The organism is Leisingera sp. ABD4_442, from assembly GCF_056160905.1.
This window is the reverse complement of sequence record NZ_JBSWYB010000002.1, coordinates 24,312-41,998: the sequence shown is the minus strand read 5'-3', so window position 1 is coordinate 41,998 and position 17,687 is coordinate 24,312. Positions and strand designations below refer to the sequence as shown.

Here is a 17,687-nt window from a genome sequence, read left to right as displayed (position 1 = left end):
CTGATGAGGATGAACATGAAAACGCTTCTGACAACCGCCCTGATTTCGCTCTCCGCTGCCCTGGCCGCACCGGCATTTGCTGCCGATGAAGTGAACGTGTCCAACGGCATCTCGGCCGGCGGCGCGCCGCTGGCAGCCCATGGCGTCGACCTTGTGGCGCTGCTGGACAGCCGCAACCCGGTCGAGGGCATGGCAACCTACTCCGCAACTGTGGACGGCGCGTCGTATTACTTCGTCTCAGAGGAAAACAAGACGGCGTTCGAGGCCAACCCGGCGAAATATCTGCCGCAACACGGCGGCTTCTGCTCTTACGGCGTCTCGGTCGGCAAGAAGTTCGACGGTGATCCGGACCAGTACCTGGTGCATGACGGCAAGCTGTTTCTGTTCCTGAACGCTGCCACCCGCGCCGCCTTCCTGGAAGACGTGGCCGGCACTGCCAAGACCGCTGACAGCCAATGGGGCAAGATTAAGCACACCGCCGTCAGCGAGCTCTGATCCCGCGCGATCCGGTGTCCCAGAGGGCAGGCTGAACATAGCTCCGTCATGCCTGCCTTCCGCCCGCAGCTGGTGCGTCAGCTGCGGGTGTTTTACGTGACCCGCGGCTTAGGCCAGGGTTTCCCCGGCCGCCCGGCGGGCCTCGATGACTTCAATGGCCCTGGCCAGTGCCTCCTCGATACTCAGATCACTGGTGTCGATAAGAATGGCGTCGGCCGCCGGGCGCAGAGGTGCCTCGGCGCGGTTCATGTCACGCTCGTCACGGGCCTTCACGTCACCCAGCACTTCTTCGAGGGTGATCACCTTGCCTGCTGCAGCCAGTTCCAGGAACCGGCGCCGGGCGCGGACTTCGGCACTGGCGGTGACAAAGAACTTCACCTGCGCATAGGGGCAGATCACGGTGCCGATGTCGCGCCCGTCCAGAACCGCGCCGCCTGCGCGGCGGGCAAAGGCCCGCTGGAAGTCTACCAGCGCCGCGCGCACCTCGGCAATCACCGCGACCTTGGAGGCCGCCTGCGCCACCTCCGGTCCGCGCAGGTCGTCTCGCGCCAGATCTTCCGGCATCAAATTCTGCGCAGCCTCAACCGGCGCCGCACCGTCCAGCATCCTGGCTCCAACAGCGCGGTACAAAAGCCCGGTGTCCAAATGGCCAAAGCCGTAATGCGCGGCCAGCGCCTTGGACAATGTGCCCTTGCCTGCGGCCGCAGGCCCGTCAACGGCTATGGTGTAACTTTCGCTCATGTGCGCTCCAGCTTGGCGCCGAGCCCCCCCATCAGGCTCTCGAAGATCGGGAAGGAGGTGGCAATCGGGCTGCCATCGTCAACCGAAACAGGGTTTTGCGCGCCCATGCCCATCACCATGAAGGACATGGCAATGCGGTGGTCCAGGAAGCTCTCGCAGGTGCCGCCACCGGGCACGCCGTCGATGCCAAGGCCGGTGACTTCCCACCAGTCATCGCCTTCGCCGACAGTCACGCCATTGGCGCGCAGGCCCTTGGCCATTGCGTCGATGCGGTCGCTTTCCTTGACCCGCAGTTCCTTGACGCCCGCCATCATGGTCTTGCCCTCGGCAAAGGCGGCCACCACCGACAGCACCGGGTATTCGTCGATCATTGAGGCCGCGCGTTCCGGCGGCACTTCGATGCCCTTCATGTTCGGCGAGTACTTGGCGCGCAGATCGGCAACAGGTTCGCCGCCCTCCTCGCGCATGTTCTCGAATGTCAGGTCCGCACCCATGTCCTGCAGGGTGTAATAGAGGCCCGCACGGGTCGGGTTCAGGCCGATGTTCGGCACCAGCACGTCAGAGCCGGGGGTGATCAGCGCGGCACAGACCGGGAAAGCGGCGGAGGACGGGTCACGCGGCACCGCAATCACCTGCGGTTTAAGCTCCGGGCGGCCGGTCAGGGTGATGACGCGTCCCTCTTCGGTTTCTTCGGTGGTGATCTCGGCGCCGAAACCGGCCAGCATCCGCTCGGTATGGTCGCGGGTGGCTTCCTTCTCGATCACCACTGTCTTGCCGGGCGCGTTGAGGCCTGCAAACAGCACTGCCGATTTCACCTGTGCCGAGGGCACCGGCACCACATAACGCACCGGAACCGGGTCAGCGGCGCCAACAATGGTCATCGGCAAGCGGCCGCCGGAACGGCCCACAGACTGGGTGCCGAACAGCGCCAGCGGATCGGTCACGCGTGCCATCGGGCGCTTGTTCAAGGACGCATCGCCAGTGAAGGTCGCGGTGATCGGAGAGGTGGCCATCACCCCCATGATCAGCCGCACCCCGGTGCCGGAGTTGCCGCAGTCGATCACGTTGTCCGGCTCGGCGAAGCCACCGACGCCAACGCCGAACACCGACCAGTTGCCGCCGCCGTGGTTGACCACCTCAGCGCCAAAGGCCTGCATCGCCTTGGCAGTGTCCAGCACATCCTCGCCCTCCAGCAGGCCGGAGATCTTGGTCTCCCCCACCGAAAGCGCCCCCAGGATCAGCGAGCGGTGCGAGATCGACTTGTCGCCGGGTACCTCTGCCACGCCCTTGAGCGGGTCAGCACGGTGGGAGGTCATCGGGATGGGCGTGCCGTGTCCGGACATAGGGCTTCCTTCGTCTGTCGGTCGTTCGTCTGTTCGTTTGCGCTATCGGTAACGGATTGGGTCTGGCCGGTCCAGCGCTATCGGCTTCAGCCCAGGCGGCGGAAGGTCAGGTAATGCGGGGTGCGGCCTTCGCGCAGGGCCTTCTGCTCATAGCGGGTGGAGATCCAGTCATCCCACGGCTGGCGCCAGTCGGCGGGGCCTTCCGCCAACCATTCAAAGCCTGCCTTGGGCACTTCCTCCAGAGTCTGGCGGACGTAGTCGGGGATATCGGTCGCCACCCGGAAAATCGCGCCCGGCTTCAGGGTGCGGGCCAGCGGCTCCAGATGTTCCTGCGTCACAAAGCGGCGGCGGTGGTGGCGGGCCTTGGGCCAGGGGTCGGGGTAAAGCAGGAAGGCCCGGGAGATGGACGCCGCTGGCAGCACATCCATCAGGTCGCGTGCATCGCCGGGGTGCACGGCGATATTGTCCGCACCCGCATTGCGGATTTTGCCCAGAAGCATGGCTACACCATTGATAAAGGGCTCTGCACCGATGATGCCAACGTCCGGATTGCTGACCGCCTGATGCACCAGATGCTCACCGCCGCCAAATCCGACCTCCAGCCAGACATCATTGCCGCCGAACAGCGCGTCCAGGTCCAGCGGGTTGCGGTCCGGGTTTTCCTCCCAGCCAACGGCCCCGGGGCTGAGGCTTGCCAGGTCCTCCTCCAGGTAACGCTTCTGGCTGTCTTTCAGGGTCTTGCCCTTGAAGCGGCCATAGAAGTTGCGCCAGGGCGCGCCGCTGGCGTGTTTCTCTGCCGCGTCCGCGGCGGTGGGCTGGGTATCCGCGGATTGGGTGCCGCTGGGCTTCTGGTCGCCGGACATGCGTCTGGACTCCTGTTCGAGGCAGTATTTGAAAGGCTGGCCGCTCCTCTGCCGCAATGGGGCCTCAGGGTCAAGCCGGCGTCACGTCTGCCCGGTCCGCCACCCTAGGGCCGCTGACCAGGCAGCACCTCCCGCAGCACCCCCGCCGCGATCAGCCGCAGGCGGCTGGGGTACCATTCCCCATCCGGGTCCGTGCGCATGGTTTCGATCGCAAACCCCGGATCGACCCCGCGGGCCACCATATAGCTCAGATGGTCATAAATCTCGCGCTGGGTGTCCTCATAGATCCAGGAGCCGAATTCAAACGGCGTCGCCCAGCGCTGCGCCTTGCGTTCGCTGCGGTAGTACTTATGCACCGCTTCTGCAGGCCAGTTGCGCTGGTGAAACCCGATCCGCGACCCCAGAGTCATCCGCCGCCGCTGGCCAGCCAGAAACACATCAACGCAGGCGCTGATGCAGTCCCCGTCAATCGAGGTATCCAGGCCGTATTCCAGCACCAGCCCCGCGATTTGCTCGCCGGCATAGACGCTGCCGCCGATACTGTTGAGCTGCAGTTCCGAAATCTCCGGGTTCTTTTTCAGGATCTTGCGCAACCGCCCGATGTCTTTCTCAGTGATCTCGGCCGGCTCGCCCTCCACCTTTGTCTCTGTGTCATAGACCAGGGTACCGCCCTGCAGGCTGAATTTCTGCGGCAGACCATCCTTGGCCGCGGTGCCCTGCGCCAGAGCAAGGCAAAAAAACACAGTCATCAATCGCAGCATCACAGTCCCGGCAGCTGAAAATCCCGCCCCACTATGGCGCAGCCCGCCACGGCGCTCCAGACGGAAAGAAGGTCAGCGGTATTGTCCCAATGTTTCGCGCGCGAAACATCCGGTCAGCAGTGCTGACTGGTCCGCCGCGCTGCGGCGCGGCGCCCGGCCCAACGGGAGAAGGGTATTTCCCGAATGCCCTTTTCCGGGCGGGAGCGCTTCGGCAAACGAAAAGAGCGGACCCCGCGGCCCGCCCTCTCAAACTGTCGTTCCGGCCTCAGACCGCTTTTTTCAGCGCCTCGGCCAGATCGGTGCGTTCCCAGCTGAAGCCGCCGTCGGCCTCCGGGTCGCGGCCAAAGTGGCCGTAGGCCGCAGTGCGCTGGTAGATCGGCTTGTTCAGGCCCAGGTGCGACCGGATGCCGCGCGGGGTCAAGTCCATCACCTGGTCAATCGCCTTTTCGATGGCCGCAGGCGCAACCTCGCCGGTGCCATGGGTATCAGCATAGATCGACAGCGGCTTGGACACGCCAATGGCATAAGACAGCTGGATGGTGCATTTCTCCGCCATCCCTGCAGCCACCACGTTCTTGGCCAGGTAGCGTGCGGCATAGGCTGCCGAACGGTCCACCTTGGTCGGATCCTTGCCGGAGAACGCACCGCCGCCATGCGGAGCGGCACCGCCATAGGTGTCAACGATGATCTTGCGGCCGGTGAGGCCTGCATCGCCATCCGGGCCGCCGATCACGAACTTGCCGGTGGGGTTTACGTGCCATTCGGTGGCATCGGTCAGCCAGCCTTGCGGCAGCGTTTCGCGGATGTAAGGCTCCACGATGGCGCGGATGTCATTCGAGGTCAGCGATTCATCGAGGTGCTGGGTCGACAGCACCAGCGAGCTGATGCCCACCGGCTTGCCGCCTTCATAAACCACCGACAACTGCGATTTCGCGTCCGGGCCCAGCGCCGGCTCGGTGCCGTTCTTGCGCACTTCCGCCAGGCGGCGCAGGATTGCGTGGGAGAACTGGATCGGCGCCGGCATCAGCGCGTCTGTTTCATTGGTGGCAAAGCCGAACATGATGCCCTGGTCGCCGGCACCTTCGTCCTTATCGGCCGCCGCATCCACGCCCTGGGCGATATGGGCGGACTGTTCGTGCAGCAGGTTGGTCACTTCCACGGTTTCGTGGTGGAACTTGTCCTGCTCGTAACCGATGTCCTTGATGCAGGCGCGGGCAATCTCGTCGATTTTGCCCATGTAGTCGTGCAGCTTGTCCTGATCGGACAGGCCAACCTCGCCCCCGATGACAACACGGTTCGTGGTGGCGAATGTCTCTGCCGCCACACGTGCTTCGGGCTCTTCCGCCAGAAAAGCGTCCAGAACCGCATCCGAAATGCGGTCGCAGACCTTGTCCGGGTGGCCTTCGGAAACCGATTCCGAAGTGAAGGTGTAGTTCATACGGGTCATGAAAAGTGCTCCATTGGTTCCATCCTTGCCACGCCAGGAAGCCGTTGTGGCAGGTATCAAGCCGCATTACGCGGCTCATCCGCGCGGGTCAATCTATATTCCATCAGAGTTAAGCAGCTATGACCGCGTTGCAAGGGTGCGGGACCGCAACAGCACGGCGCCCGCGGCAAACAGGCCCAGCAACAGGACAGGCCAGTCTCCGGTCCTGCTATAAAGCGTCGGCGGCAACGGTGCCGGCAGGGCCGCATCAATATACCCTGCCTCGCCCAAGGGCAGATGTTCCAGCATTTTTCCATCCGGCGCGATCATTGCCGACACACCGGTATTGGCGGCCCGGATCATCGGCAGACCCTGTTCCAATGCCCGCATCCGGGCCTGAACCAAATGCTGATAAGGGCCGGAGCGGGTGCCGAACCAGGCATCGTTAGTGATCTGCACCAGCATCTGCGGCCGGGTTTCTGCGGCGTTCACATCCTGAGGAAAAACAGCCTCATAGCAGATTAGCGGGAGGGCGCTGCCAACCGGCAGGTCCATGAGTTGCGCCCCGGGTCCGGCAGCATATCCTGCCCCCGCCTGCGACGCGAAACCGTGGATACCAAAGCGCGCCATCACATCGCCAAAGGGCACGTATTCCCCAAAGGGCACCAGATGAGCCTTGTCATAGGTGGCGGCAGGCAGGCCATCGGCCTCCAGCAGCACAGCGGAATTGAAATAGGCGCCCTGCTCCTCCCGCTGGATACCCAGCAGCACCGGCACGCCGCCTGCGCTGTCCGAGATGATCCGCAGCGTGTCCTCTGCATAGTTCAGCAGCTGCGGCACAGCGGTTTCCGGCCAGACGATCAGATCCGGGCGCGGCTCTGCTGCGGAAAACGCAACGGACCTGCGGACAAATTCCCAGCGGTGCTCCGGGTGCCACTTCTGATTCTGCGGTGCGTTGGGTTGAACGATTCGCACGATCTTGCCGGTTTGTTCCGCTGGCGGCGGGGCAGGAACGGCAAGCACCGCAACCGCAGACAGCGCAAGCGGTGCGGCGGCGGCAAGAACATTGTGCCGTATCAGAGCCAGCGGCAGAAAGGCCGCAAGCAACAGCAGCGCCAGCCCCTGCGGCCCGATCCAAGGCAGCAGATGCGCAGCCGGTGTATCAATCCAGAACTGACCCAACCCCGCCCAGGGAAAACCGGTCAACAGATAAGCCCGGGCAAATTCAGCCAAGCTCCAGAGCGCCGCCAGCATTGGGATACGCCAGGCGCCGCGGCTGAACCGGGCTGCCAGGCCAAAGGCCGCCCCCCAGAACAAGGCGAGGCCTGCCGCCAGAAAGACCAGCGCAAATGGCGCCATCCAGGCGTGCCGCTCCGGGTCGATTTGGAACGGCTCGATGATCCAGGACAGGCCAAAGGCAAAATAGCCAAGCCCGAACAGCCAGCCCGCCAGCGCCGCGGCACGGGCCGAAGCGGACCGCAGAATCAGAAAACCCGCCGCGGCCAGGGCCGCAGGTACGCCGATCAGGACATGCCAGGGGGCCAGCGCCAGCGACAGCAGCGCCCCGCTGCCAACCGCCAGCCCGGCGGGTGCCAGCCTGAGCTGCCGCGCGGCGCTGCCCAGCCCGAGTGAGATCATGCGGCGGCGTCCGGCAGCCGGACCCGCAGGCGCTTGATCCGCCGCGGGTCGGCATCCATGACTTCAAATTCGGCGCCTTCGGGGTGTTCGATCACTTCGCCGCGGGCCGGCACCCGGCCGGACAGCATGAAAACAAGGCCGCCAAGCGTCTCGATCTCCTCCTCGTCCACATCGTCGTGGCTGGTGAGCGACTGGCCGATCTCTGCCTCGAACTCCGGCAGCGGAGTACGGGCCAGCGCGATGTAGCAGCCGGGCTTTTCCTGGAACCAGGTCTGCAGCTCGTCGGCGTCGTGCTCGTCCTCGATCTCACCCACCACCTGTTCGATCAAGTCTTCGATGGTGACCAGGCCGTCCACACCGCCGTATTCGTCAATCACCAGCGCCATATGGCGGCGCTCTGCCTGCATCTTGGTCAGCAGCACGCCAATCGGCATTGACGGCGGCACGAACAACAGCGGCCGCAGCATCTGCGACAGTTCAAAGTCAGAGGTGCCGCCATTGAAACCGTGTGTCAGAGAAAAATCCTTGAGATGAACAAAGCCCAGGGGCGTGTCCAGCGTGCCCTCGTATACAGGTATCCGGGTAAAGCCGCTTTCACGGAAAATGCCGACCAGGTCTTCCTTGGCAATGGTCACCGGCACGGCGGCCACTTCGGCAGAGGGGATGGCAACATCCTCGACCCGCAAACGGCGCAGGTTCATCATGCCGCGCGGCTCAGCCCCGGCAGCGGGCTGTTCGCTGCCGCTGTCTTCCTGGGCCGGGGTGTCGGTGTTGAAGGCGCCGACAAGCCGCGCCCAAAATCCCGGTTTATCCTCTGCAGGCGGCTCCGCGCCTGTCCCGTTCACGTTCTGCAGCGCGCCCTGCGCCGCGTTAGAACTGCCTTCTATGTCGCCCATCGGTCCTATCCAAAAACCCCGGTCACGGGGCGTCCTCACTCATATATGGGTTCGCGATACCCATTTTGCCAAGTATCTGCACCTCAATCCCTTCCATCAATGCGGCATCGCGGTCACGAATGTGATCATACCCCAGAAGATGCAACATTCCGTGAACGACCAAATGGCGCGTGTGGTCAGCCAGCGGCTTTCCTGCCTCTGCTGCTTCGCGGGCGCAGGTATCAAAGGCAATCGCGATATCCCCCAGCGGGATTTCACCGGTGAAATCCGGCTCAGGCGTCAGCGGAGAGCCGCCGTCCTCCTGGGGCCCCCGCTCTTCTGCAGGCCAGCTGAGGACATTGGTGGGGGCCGGTTTTTCCCGGAATTCCGCGTTCAGCCCGGCGATTTCTGCGTCATCGCAGGCCAGAAGAGAGATTTCACAGTCCTCCGGATCGAGCTGGAAATGCTCCAGAACGGCGGCAACAGCCTCTTCGGCCAGGACCTCAAGCCCGGCATCCTGCCAGCGGCGGTCTTCGATGGTGATGTCGAGCGTCATGGATCGGCTGCATACGCGGGGGCCGCCCCCCGCACCCCCGGAGTATTTTCACAAAGAAGAAGCCTGACGGGCAGAGCGCATCAGGCCGGTTTTGCGTCCGCGTCATAGGCTTCGATGATCGCCGCCACAAGGGGGTGGCGGACCACATCGCGGGCGGTGAAGTAGTTGAAGCTGATCTTGGGGATCGATTTCAGCAGCCGTTCGGCGTCAGCCAGGCCGGATTGCACCCCGCGCGGCAGGTCAACCTGGGACCGGTCGCCGGTGATCACCATGCGCGAGCCCTCGCCCAGGCGGGTCAGGAACATCTTCATCTGCATGGTGGTGGCATTCTGCGCCTCATCCAGCACCACAAAGGCATTGGAGAGCGTGCGGCCGCGCATGAAGGCCAGGGGCGCGATCTCGATGCGCTTTTCCTCAATCAGCTTGGCCAGCTGCTTGCCCGGCAGGAAATCGTTCAGCGCGTCATACAAGGGCTGCATGTAGGGGTCGACCTTGTCCTTCATGTCGCCGGGCAGGTAGCCAAGCTTTTCGCCAGCCTCAACAGCAGGGCGGGACAGGATGATGCGGTCGACATGGCCGGTGATGAACATGGAGACACCCACGGCCACCGCCAGATAGGTCTTGCCGGTGCCGGCCGGGCCGATGCCGAAAGCCAGTTCGTTCTCGAACAATGAATGCACATAGGCCTTCTGCGCCTCGGTGCGCGGCTCCACCAGTTTCTTGCGAGTCTTGATCTCCACCCGGCCGCCGTGGAACATCTTGAGCTGCCCGTCCGGTTCGGCGTCATCACTTTCCGGGCCCATCCGCAGCTCGCGGTCGATGTCGCCGCTTTCGACACTGCGGCCGGTTTCCAGGCGGTCATAAAGCGCTGTCAGCACACCTGCCGCCTGTTCGCGCGCCGAATCTTCGCCCATGACCGACAGCTGATTGCCGCGGCGGACGATCTGCACACCCAATTTTTGTTCGATGTCAGCCAGGTTGCGGTCGTATTCGCCGCACAGGTCGATCAGCAATCGGTTGTCGGGAAATTCCAGAAGCACTTCGTGGGTTGCGGACTGGTCTTGCGCGTCATTCAGGGCACTGAAGGCCAAGCTGATCTCCTCAATCTGGCGTTGCTCTTTCAGTTTGCCGCCCCGCCACCGTTTGCGCAAGCATGCGCAGCAGAAAATCACTCAAATGAAACAAAAGAGCCGCCCCGGAGGGCGGCTGCTGAGAAGGGTAAGGCGCTGCAATCAGATCGGATCGCCGAAGGTCGAGCCCTTCTTGAACGGGCCGGTTGCCACATTGCGCGGCAGTTCGCTATTGCAGACGGGCTTGCCATCAGGCGTGCGGCGCAGGTCCGCATAACCTTCCAGGCCATCGTCAATAATCCAGTGCTCGCAGCCCTGGGGATCCACCCAGATGCCCGCGGTCAGATTGGACAGGTCCAATGACCTGCCATCACCGACGTGCTGGTCGGATGTTTTGTCGATTGCGGGCGTGCAGGCCGATACTGCTGCGGCAGCGGCAAGGAACACGGCGGCTTTTGCTGTTTTCATCATTCCTCTCCCCTCAGCGCAGGCAGTAAATTTCGACACGGCGGTTCTGCGCCATGTTGGCCGCGCTGGTGTTGGGCACCCGCGGGTCGCGTTCGCCATAGGCGCGCACATCGTTGATCCGGGCGCCGACTGAACGGGCCACTTGCGCCACCGCACCGGCGCGGCGTTCGGACAGGCGGATATTGTATTCATCCGAGGCCCGGCTGTCAGTGTGGCCCGCGATCACAAAGGAGCGCACGCCATCCGACTTGGCCTGCTGGAAAAACTCACCCAGGCGTTTGCGGCCGGCGGCGTTGATGTAGTGCTTGTCCGTGGCAAAAAACTGGTCGGTCGGCATGACGCCGCAAATGTTGCCCTGGCGGCAAACCGGTTTGCCGTCCGGGGTGACATGCGGGGTCATGAAGCCCTCTGCCCCGTCGTCCATCACCCAATGCTCGCAGCCATCCGGGTCAACCCAGATGGTGGGAATATAGCGTTCGCCCTTAATGGTCCGCTGCCCGGACTGCGCGCTGGCAGGCGCGGCGGCGATGCTGAACGCGGCCGCAGCAGCAGCGGCCATCGCAATCGCCTTGTTCAATTTGAGTGTCAACACAACCAGATTTCCTTCACCTAAGTTCCCCCAGGGTGTTTGCCGCATACGTGCCCACCGCTCAGGCCATAAGAGCAAAACTACCTGAAATTGATACAGCTTACCTGCTAAATTGATTATTATTCCGCGCAGACTATGCGCATTCGCGGAACACTCAAAGCGCCCAAGGGAAATTGTTGCCTGAACCGATGCAATCGGGACTCACTTGCTGTCCGCCGGAACGGGAAAAAGCCGCCCCTGCAAGGGCGGCTTGAGAGATTCGCGGCACTTTTGGGGGATCAGCCGATCAGCTCGCCCGCAAGGGAATTCGCGCCCGAGGACACGATCCTGACGCGGGCCAGATCACCAACCGCACGGCTGCAATCGGCGACGTGCACCGCGTGAAGGTAATCGGATTTGCCCACCATCTGACCTGGCAGGCGGCCCGCCTTTTCGAACAGCACGCCAACCTCGCGGCCGACCATGCTGTCCTGCACCTCGCGCTGCTGCTTGGTCAGCAGGGCCTGCAGGCGCTGCAGACGGTCGTCAGCTGCTGCCGGGTCGACCTGGGCACGTTCTGCCGCCGGGGTGCCAGGGCGGGTGGAGTATTTGAAGGAATAAGCGGTGCCGTATTTCACCTCTTCCACCAGGTCCATGGTGGCCTGGAAATCCTCTTCGGTCTCTTCCGGGAAGCCGACGATGAAGTCGCCTGAGATCAGGATGTCGGGCCGCGCCGCGCGGATGCGCTCAATCAGGCGGATATAGCTTTCGGCGGTGTGTGAACGGTTCATCCGTTTAAGGATCTTGTCAGATCCGGCCTGCACCGGCAGGTGCAGATAGGGCATCAGCTTGGCGCAGGTGCCATGCGCCTCAATCAGGTCATCCTGCATGTCGTTCGGATGCGAGGTGGTGAAGCGGATGCGCTCCAGCCCGTCGATCTTGTCCAGCTCCCAAATCAGCTGCGCCAGGGTCAGGTCGCCATTGGGGCCTGCACCGTGGTAGGCGTTCACGTTCTGGCCCAAGAGGGTGATTTCCCGCACGCCGCGCTCCACCAAATCCTGCGCCTCGCGCAAGATACGGTCTGCCGGGCGCGAAACTTCGGCACCGCGTGTGTAAGGCACCACGCAGAACGCGCAGAATTTGTCGCAGCCTTCCTGCACCGTCAGGAAGGCCGCCGGGCCGCGTTTGGCCTTGGGGCGGTTCTTCAGTTTCTCGAACTTGTCTTCCTCGGGGAAATCGGTGTCCAGCACCTTCTCCCCTTCCCGCGCCTTGGCTTCCATCTCGGGCAGGCGGTGATAGCTTTGCGGGCCGACCACCAGATCGACCAGCGGCTGGCGGCGCATGATCTCTTCGCCCTCGGCCTGGGCGACGCAGCCCGCAACGCCGATTTTCAGGTCCGGCTTTTCCGCCTTCAGCCCTTTGAAACGGCCCAGCTCGGAATAGACCTTCTCGGCCGCCTTTTCCCGGATGTGGCAGGTGTTGAGCAGGATCATGTCGGCATCATCCGCCGATTTGGTCTCGACATAGCCTTCGCCGCCCAGCGCTTCGGCCATGCGTTCGCTGTCGTAGACATTCATCTGACAGCCATAGGTCTTGATAAAAAGCTTCTTGGGCGCGCTCATGAGTCTCAGCCTTCCAGCCTGATCCGGGGTCAGCGGCCTGCCTTACAGTCAAATGCCGCCGCTTGCAATGAGGCGGGAATTACCCGATTTTGACCGCAAAGGCCAGAAAGGCAAAGGCAGACAGGCATGATGTATTCTTCGCTGCAGGATTTTCTGAAAGAGGGCAAGGCACTGCTGGCCAAAGGGCCGGTTGCTCTGGTCTTTATCGAGGATGAAGCAGAAATCGCCACCACGTTGCGCCACCATTTGCAATGCGGCTTCAAGGCTGTCGTGGCGCTGATGCCGGATGCATTTGACCTGCCGCAAGACGTGCGCGCCAAGGTGCACCGGGTGCCGTTTGACTGCACCCCGGAGGGCGCTGTGACGAAGGCGGTCAATGCGGTGATCGGCGCTGCCCAGCCTGGTTGCTGGCTCTATTACTGCTACAACGCGGAATACCTGTTTTACCCGTTCTGCGAAACCCGCAGCGTCGGCGAGATGCTGGCTTTTCACACCGAGGAGCGGCGCGATGCGATGCTCAGCTATGTGATCGACCTTTATGCCGGCGATCTGGAGGCCTGTCCCGGAGCCGTGTCACTGGAGGCCGCCTATCTCGATAAGTCAGGCTATTACGCCCAGTCGCGCAGTGATCCGGCAACCGGCCATCCGCGGGAACGGCAGCTGGACTTTTTTGGCGGCGTCCGCTGGCGGTTCGAGGAGCACATTCCCGACAAGAGCCGCAAGATTGACCGGATTTCCCTGTTCAAGGCCAAGCCCGGGCTGGAACTGCAGCCGGATCACACCTTTAACGATCAGGAATACAACACCTATGCCTGCCCCTGGCACCACAACCTGACTGCCGCGGTGTGTTCCTTCCGGACTGCCAAGGCGCTGAAACGCAACCCAGGGTCGACGTTCGACATCCAGACCTTCCGCTGGCACAATTCCGCGCCGTTCGAATGGCATTCACGCCAGTTGCTGGATCTGGGCCTGATGGAACCCGGACAGTGGTTCTGACCCGCTCCTGACCCTTCTTGAGCCGCGGACGTCCTGCAGCCTGCGCGATTTGTGCAAACGGTTGTGCGGTTCAGTTGCCGGGAAATATCCGGGCCCAGTTGTCCAGCATTCTGCCTGCGGCCTCTGCACTTATGGCCAGCAGCATGGTGTCCTCTCCTGCGGACACCGCAAGAATGCAGTCTTGAGGCGTCACCGGCAGCAATAGGCACTCCGGCTTCTGTGGGGGCATTCTTGCGGAAACCGGGCCAGAGGCTTGCTGTGACATCGCGGACCGGACAGCCTCAAGCTGGCGCAGCTGGGCATCCGGCCCGCTGGTTTCCGGGAACTTGCTGTCCCGCCCGATATACAGCCACGCCTTAGCCTGCGCTGCTGCGAGCGGCCGGAGGCGGGCCAGCGGACCGCTGCTGCGGCTGCCCTGCAACGCGGTCTCCAGCATTTCTGCAGAGCAGCTGCCGGCTTCAACCGGCGCCTTGCAGCGGCTTCGGCGGATGGAAAACTCCTGGGTTCCGGCTTCAGCCGCCAGCGTTTGCAACCGGGCTGCGAAGAGATGTGCAGCAGCCTCCGGACTGTCTGCACCTGTGCTGATGTCTGCCGGACCGCCCAGCGTCAGGCCGGAAATCCTTCGCTGCGCCGCGGTAAACTCTGCCGCGGGCTTTGCCCCGAAGAACACAGCTACCCTGCGCGGCAGCATGGTTTCCCTGATCTCACGCAAAACCGCCGCGATCAGAGGCGGCTGCCCGCAGCCAGTCTGGCACAAACGCAACCGGGTTTGTTCCGGCGTTTCAGCCAGGCGGTGCAGCGCCTGCCAAAGGCGCTCCTTGCCGGGCTCCGGGCATGGTGCAGGAATTGCAGGCAGTTCAGCCATCATGCCTCCTCCGCCGCCGCGGACAGCAATTCGCAAGCCCGAGCGGTGAGCCGCCGCGCACTTTCTGCATTGTCGCAGATGCAAAGAACCGCATCACCGGAGCCATCTTCCGCACGCACAAAAACACGGGCCTCGCCCGGGGTCAGAAGCAAGATCTCTTTGCCAGGCGGGCAGACGCCGGGATTGGCAGATGCAGCTTCCAGCAGAAGGAAACCGCGGCGGGCCTGCTGGCAGAGTTCATCGAGATATTCCTGGGGGTGGCTGGCCGCGCTGCTGCTGCGCAGCACAATGCTGGCCTGCAGATCACCGAAAGCTGCCAGGCGGCAGCCGGCGTCACTGAGGCGCAAGGCATCAAGCTGGCTGGACAGTGTCATGCGGCGATCACTCCCCGGCAGGCTGAACAACGGGACGGCTCCGCCCCGGCCGCCCGCTGCGTTTACCCGTTGTCACCCGGCGCGGCAGCACTTGCGGGCCTGCCTGCCCGCGAGATGCCGCCTCTTGAGGCTTGTCCTGCTCTGCGCGTATGCGCTTGCCGTCGAAATCCAAAACCTCGCCGGTCAGCGGCGTGCTCTGCCGGGATGGCGACGGCGGGTCCGCCTTTTCTTGCAGCGCGGCGGCTGTCCCGCCGGACTGCCCCCAGTTCAAAAGCATGTCGACCAGATACTCGATAAAGCTGTCCGCGCCGCTGGATTTCCAGGCTTCCCGGTCTTCGCCTGCTGACAGCGCCTGGCTGAGCGACAGCGGGAAGATAGCGGCAAAGGCTTCTCCCGCTTCCTTTTTCACACGGCGCAGGACACGTTCCTGGTCGCGGGCATTCCTGAGCTTATCGAAATGTGTGACCAAAAGAGTGCCCGGACCGCTGAGACTGGGGGAGATTTCCTCCCACACGGCGGCTTCGGATTGACGCCAGGCCTGGGTGGCATGGGTGCACCAAATCACGCTGTCCACCTCCGGCAGCAGGGACTGCCAGACGCCGGCGGGCATGTTGGGATCGGAGATGCCGGGCATATCGATAAGATCGCAAAGCTCCAAAGCTTCTGCCGGGAGGGTCAGCCGGATCAAAGCGGTGGTTTCCATCGCCACATTGGCAAGATCGCTGACCGGAACCGGGGTTTCGCTGCCATCTGCGCCGGTGATGCAGGCGCCCTCCGGCCCATGCGAAATCCAGACCGGCGGCAGCCGGGTGGCGGTGACACGAGTGGGTAGCGGCTGGCGCCCCACCAGAAGATTCGTCAGCGTGCTTTTACCAGCGCTGAATTCCCCCATCAGTGCCAGACGGGGTTTACGCTGCGGCTCCGCAGCCGGTGAGACGGGCATAAGCATGGCGGTTTCCTGGGTCATTCGGCAAAGCTCCTGAGCGTATCGAGGGCGGCATCGGCCTGGGCCTGGCCACTGCCGTCAGCGAAAAGAGCCTGTATGCCGCTGCGGTTGTGGCCTGCGATTTCCATAAGAATATCGCGCTGGTCGTCGAAGAAGGCCTGCAGCCGGGCCAGAACGGCCGTGCTGGCATCTGCGGTCTGGACGAATTTGAGCTGGGCCATGAAATCTTCTGTCTCGCCTTCGATCAGGCTGCGGAAGCGGTTTGCAAACGCCTTGTAACCGCGCGTGCGGCGCCACCAGGCGGCCCACCAGCTGTCGTTGAAGTCCAACGCAATGGACTGGGCCAAGGCTACGGGGGAGGCAGGCTGCGGCACTTCGGGAACCGAAAGCTGAATGCCCTCAACCGCCTGTCCGAAACCATCGAAAAGCAGCTCCGCCACGTCCTGCACCGCGGCCTCGTAACGTTTTTGCGCGGCGGTCTGCAGACGGCTGGCCATCACCGAATAGGCAGACCGCAACAGCATACGCAGCCCCGCGGGATCGTATTCCCAGTGGCCGTCTTCACCCCATTTTTCCAGATGCTCGATCAATGCATGGGTCGCGCGGTCCGTGAATGTGTCATGCGCCCGGTCGGCGCGGTCACGGAAGGCCTCCAGAATTTGCCCGACCTCTGCTTCCAATGCATCCGTATGGCGCTGGCACAGGGTCTCGAAAGCAGCGCGGGTGTCATCGAAATTGACCTGGGCACCATCCCCAGTCCCCTGCACCAGGATCGCATTTGCAGCCTGCTGGCCAGTGGCCGCAGTGACCGCCGAGCTGGCGACACGGGTGAGCAGCGGTGCGCCCAGATCACCGGCAATGCGTTCGCTGATCACCCGGTTCAGAGCGGGGATGCCCGACAGCTCCCAAACCATGTTCTGGGCCGAGGCCTGAGCCTGGGATGCATTGACCGAAGCCTCCGCCCATTTCAGGAGTGCAGCCGAACTGGCCTGGTCCATTTGCTCAAGCCCGCCCGTTAGCACTTTGTTTGCCCAGTAGGCGCTGCCAAAGATGAGCGCCGCCTCCTGAGGCCCGTGATGGGTTTCCAGCGTCTGGCGGATGCTGGCTTCGATCTCTGGTATCTGCGCGGCGGGATCCGTCAGCTCGTCAATGCGGTTGACGAATATCACAACCTCGCGCGACTTGAGATTAGAGATCATCCGGATCAGCCCCATGTCGACCGAAGTCAGCGCCTGGCCCGCTGACAGAACCACCACGCAAAGGCGGCTGTCGCGGATCGCCTGGATGGTGATCTGCTCGCGCATCATGAAAGTGTCGTTGACGCCCGGCGTGTCGCGCAGGCACAGGCGGTGCGGCACGGTCTGGCAATTCAAATACAGGTCGGCGGCGCGGGTGATATCGGCGAAGCGGCCCTGCTCGTCCGTTCCGCCCGGCGGAGCATCGTCAAAGTCGTCACCCAGGCAAATGTAACGTTCGATCAGGTTCTTGTCGAAATAGCCGTAGTCATGTTTCTGCCCCATCAAAAGCTCGAACTTGCGGCCCAGCCGCTGCCGGGAACGTTCGCGCATCTCCTCAATTTGGGCGCGGATCTTCTGCAGCTCACTACCGGCGCCGGCGCGTCCCGCCATTTCACCGATGCGGCCGCCCTTGGTGGTCAGCCGGTCCCATTCTGCCTCAGTCATAAACTGGAAGCTTGCCTTGTTTCCGGTGCGGTTTTCACCCGGCTCCAGATGCAGCGAGGTGACAACAGAGGTCCAAGGATTGACATCGGAGGGCAAAAGGTCAGCCCAGCCTGCCATCGCATTGACCAGCGAGGTTTTGCCGGATTTCACCTGCCCCAGCAGGGTGACGCTGGGCTCAAATGCATCAAGCTCGCCCTGCAACCGGGCAAGGCTGCGCTGGACCCGCTCGCCGGAAACTTCCGAAAGAGTCCCCAGTGCAGTCTCCAGCCGCCGAACTTTCCGGGCAAAGTCAGACAGCGGCTCCATCCCGGCGCTCAAATTTGTTGGGCGCGCTGTGGCGCGGATGTCGGTGGCACTCTCGATTTGGGTTTCCATATTCATGGCGGAGCCTGCTGTGT

Annotated in this window: 18 protein-coding genes and 1 riboswitch; of the genes, 2 read left to right on the top strand and 16 right to left on the bottom strand. The window is 63.1% G+C overall.

From position 1 onward, the window contains the following. Positions 1 to 15: 15 nt before the first annotated feature. Positions 16 to 495, top strand: coding sequence for a YHS domain-containing (seleno)protein (locus tag ACXAHG_RS02065; protein WP_475040635.1), 480 nt, complete (start codon positions 16 to 18; stop codon positions 493 to 495). Between the two features lie 108 nt (positions 496 to 603). Here ACXAHG_RS02065 and ACXAHG_RS02060 read toward each other — a convergent pair whose 3' ends face one another. The 12 genes from ACXAHG_RS02060 to miaB all read right to left on the bottom strand — a co-directional run bounded on the left by ACXAHG_RS02060 (position 604) and on the right by miaB (position 12,426). Next, positions 604 to 1,236 (bottom strand): (d)CMP kinase, encoded by a 633-nt coding sequence (locus ACXAHG_RS02060; protein ID WP_475055664.1) that lies wholly within the window; start codon positions 1,234 to 1,236, stop codon positions 604 to 606. Then, complete coding sequence (aroA, locus tag ACXAHG_RS02055) at positions 1,233 to 2,579, bottom strand: 3-phosphoshikimate 1-carboxyvinyltransferase (protein WP_475055662.1); 1,347 nt, start codon at positions 2,577 to 2,579, stop codon at positions 1,233 to 1,235. The genes ACXAHG_RS02060 and aroA overlap by 4 nt, the downstream gene beginning before the upstream one ends. Before the next feature lie 86 nt (positions 2,580 to 2,665). After that, on the bottom strand, positions 2,666 to 3,442 hold the full coding sequence (trmB, locus tag ACXAHG_RS02050; RefSeq protein WP_475055661.1) for a tRNA (guanine(46)-N(7))-methyltransferase TrmB: 777 nt from the start codon (positions 3,440 to 3,442) through the stop codon (positions 2,666 to 2,668). A 104-nt stretch (positions 3,443 to 3,546) separates the two neighbouring features. Continuing rightward, complete coding sequence (locus ACXAHG_RS02045) at positions 3,547 to 4,191, bottom strand: COG3904 family protein (RefSeq protein ID WP_475055660.1); 645 nt, start codon at positions 4,189 to 4,191, stop codon at positions 3,547 to 3,549. Between the two features lie 277 nt (positions 4,192 to 4,468). Next, the gene (metK, locus tag ACXAHG_RS02040; protein WP_475055659.1) at positions 4,469 to 5,650 is read right to left on the bottom strand and encodes a methionine adenosyltransferase; all 1,182 of its coding nucleotides are present in this window, start codon (positions 5,648 to 5,650) and stop codon (positions 4,469 to 4,471) included. A 6-nt stretch (positions 5,651 to 5,656) separates the two neighbouring features. Further along, positions 5,657 to 5,706, bottom strand: a riboswitch (SAM-SAH riboswitch). Between the two features lie 61 nt (positions 5,707 to 5,767). Beyond that, the gene (gene lnt / locus ACXAHG_RS02035; protein ID WP_475055657.1) at positions 5,768 to 7,267 is read right to left on the bottom strand and encodes an apolipoprotein N-acyltransferase; all 1,500 of its coding nucleotides are present in this window, start codon (positions 7,265 to 7,267) and stop codon (positions 5,768 to 5,770) included. Next, complete coding sequence (locus ACXAHG_RS02030; RefSeq protein ID WP_475040626.1) at positions 7,264 to 8,163, bottom strand: hemolysin family protein; 900 nt, start codon at positions 8,161 to 8,163, stop codon at positions 7,264 to 7,266. Before ACXAHG_RS02030 ends, lnt begins: the two co-directional genes overlap by 4 nt. Before the next feature lie 22 nt (positions 8,164 to 8,185). After that, a complete protein-coding gene (ybeY, locus tag ACXAHG_RS02025) occupies positions 8,186 to 8,698 on the bottom strand; it encodes an rRNA maturation RNase YbeY (RefSeq protein ID WP_475040624.1) in 513 nt (170 codons plus the stop codon). A gap of 80 nt (positions 8,699 to 8,778) precedes the next feature. Further along, complete coding sequence (locus tag ACXAHG_RS02020; RefSeq protein WP_475040623.1) at positions 8,779 to 9,789, bottom strand: PhoH family protein; 1,011 nt, start codon at positions 9,787 to 9,789, stop codon at positions 8,779 to 8,781. 141 nt (positions 9,790 to 9,930) lie between these two features. Then, on the bottom strand, positions 9,931 to 10,236 hold the full coding sequence (locus ACXAHG_RS02015; RefSeq protein ID WP_475045208.1) for a hypothetical protein: 306 nt from the start codon (positions 10,234 to 10,236) through the stop codon (positions 9,931 to 9,933). 13 nt (positions 10,237 to 10,249) lie between these two features. After that, positions 10,250 to 10,795 carry an OmpA family protein gene (locus ACXAHG_RS02010; RefSeq protein ID WP_475045206.1) on the bottom strand — a complete coding sequence of 182 codons (546 nt, stop codon included), beginning with the start codon at positions 10,793 to 10,795 and terminating at the stop codon, positions 10,250 to 10,252. Between the two features lie 308 nt (positions 10,796 to 11,103). Continuing rightward, complete coding sequence (gene miaB / locus ACXAHG_RS02005; RefSeq protein ID WP_475055655.1) at positions 11,104 to 12,426, bottom strand: tRNA (N6-isopentenyl adenosine(37)-C2)-methylthiotransferase MiaB; 1,323 nt, start codon at positions 12,424 to 12,426, stop codon at positions 11,104 to 11,106. Between the two features lie 126 nt (positions 12,427 to 12,552). On the opposite strand from miaB, the gene ACXAHG_RS02000 reads away from it, so the two are divergent. Further along, entirely contained in the window at positions 12,553 to 13,422 is an 870-nt protein-coding gene (locus ACXAHG_RS02000) for a glycosyltransferase family 2 protein (protein ID WP_475040620.1), read from the top strand. A 70-nt stretch (positions 13,423 to 13,492) separates the two neighbouring features. Here the strand turns inward: ACXAHG_RS02000 and ACXAHG_RS01995 are convergent, their stop codons facing one another. From ACXAHG_RS01995 to ACXAHG_RS01980, 4 genes are read right to left on the bottom strand one after another with little or no spacing between them, the layout of a single operon-like run. Further along, positions 13,493 to 14,287 carry a hypothetical protein gene (locus ACXAHG_RS01995; protein ID WP_475055653.1) on the bottom strand — a complete coding sequence of 265 codons (795 nt, stop codon included), beginning with the start codon at positions 14,285 to 14,287 and terminating at the stop codon, positions 13,493 to 13,495. After that, a complete protein-coding gene (locus tag ACXAHG_RS01990; RefSeq protein ID WP_475055651.1) occupies positions 14,287 to 14,661 on the bottom strand; it encodes a hypothetical protein in 375 nt (124 codons plus the stop codon). Before ACXAHG_RS01990 ends, ACXAHG_RS01995 begins: the two co-directional genes overlap by 1 nt. Before the next feature lie 7 nt (positions 14,662 to 14,668). After that, the gene (locus ACXAHG_RS01985; RefSeq protein ID WP_475040614.1) at positions 14,669 to 15,628 is read right to left on the bottom strand and encodes a dynamin family protein; all 960 of its coding nucleotides are present in this window, start codon (positions 15,626 to 15,628) and stop codon (positions 14,669 to 14,671) included. Continuing rightward, positions 15,625 to 17,670: a dynamin family protein gene (locus tag ACXAHG_RS01980; RefSeq protein WP_475055650.1), complete on the bottom strand. Its 2,046-nt coding sequence runs from the start codon at positions 17,668 to 17,670 to the stop codon at positions 15,625 to 15,627. Before ACXAHG_RS01980 ends, ACXAHG_RS01985 begins: the two co-directional genes overlap by 4 nt. Positions 17,671 to 17,687: the final 17 nt, after the last annotated feature.

Excerpts from the sequence above, each read along its gene's own strand:
- ACXAHG_RS02060 (WP_475055664.1), bottom strand. The coding sequence starts at position 1,236 with ATGAGCGAAAGTTACACCATAGCCGTTGACGGGCCTGCGGCCGCAGGC.
- ACXAHG_RS02000 (WP_475040620.1), top strand. The coding sequence starts at position 12,553 with ATGATGTATTCTTCGCTGCAGGATTTTCTGAAAGAGGGCAAGGCACTG.
- ACXAHG_RS01985 (WP_475040614.1), bottom strand. The coding sequence starts at position 15,628 with ATGACCCAGGAAACCGCCATGCTTATGCCCGTCTCACCGGCTGCGGAG.
- aroA (WP_475055662.1), bottom strand. The coding sequence starts at position 2,579 with ATGTCCGGACACGGCACGCCCATCCCGATGACCTCCCACCGTGCTGAC.
- lnt (WP_475055657.1), bottom strand. The coding sequence starts at position 7,267 with ATGATCTCACTCGGGCTGGGCAGCGCCGCGCGGCAGCTCAGGCTGGCA.
- ybeY (WP_475040624.1), bottom strand. The coding sequence starts at position 8,698 with ATGACGCTCGACATCACCATCGAAGACCGCCGCTGGCAGGATGCCGGG.
- metK (WP_475055659.1), bottom strand. The coding sequence starts at position 5,650 with ATGACCCGTATGAACTACACCTTCACTTCGGAATCGGTTTCCGAAGGC.
- miaB (WP_475055655.1), bottom strand. The coding sequence starts at position 12,426 with ATGAGCGCGCCCAAGAAGCTTTTTATCAAGACCTATGGCTGTCAGATG.
- ACXAHG_RS01990 (WP_475055651.1), bottom strand. The coding sequence starts at position 14,661 with ATGACACTGTCCAGCCAGCTTGATGCCTTGCGCCTCAGTGACGCCGGC.
- ACXAHG_RS01995 (WP_475055653.1), bottom strand. The coding sequence starts at position 14,287 with ATGGCTGAACTGCCTGCAATTCCTGCACCATGCCCGGAGCCCGGCAAG.
- ACXAHG_RS02015 (WP_475045208.1), bottom strand. The coding sequence starts at position 10,236 with ATGAAAACAGCAAAAGCCGCCGTGTTCCTTGCCGCTGCCGCAGCAGTA.
- ACXAHG_RS02010 (WP_475045206.1), bottom strand. The coding sequence starts at position 10,795 with ATGGCCGCTGCTGCTGCGGCCGCGTTCAGCATCGCCGCCGCGCCTGCC.
- ACXAHG_RS02065 (WP_475040635.1), top strand. The coding sequence starts at position 16 with ATGAAAACGCTTCTGACAACCGCCCTGATTTCGCTCTCCGCTGCCCTG.
- ACXAHG_RS02045 (WP_475055660.1), bottom strand. The coding sequence starts at position 4,191 with ATGACTGTGTTTTTTTGCCTTGCTCTGGCGCAGGGCACCGCGGCCAAG.
- trmB (WP_475055661.1), bottom strand. The coding sequence starts at position 3,442 with ATGTCCGGCGACCAGAAGCCCAGCGGCACCCAATCCGCGGATACCCAG.
- ACXAHG_RS02030 (WP_475040626.1), bottom strand. The coding sequence starts at position 8,163 with ATGGGCGACATAGAAGGCAGTTCTAACGCGGCGCAGGGCGCGCTGCAG.
- ACXAHG_RS01980 (WP_475055650.1), bottom strand. The coding sequence starts at position 17,670 with ATGAATATGGAAACCCAAATCGAGAGTGCCACCGACATCCGCGCCACA.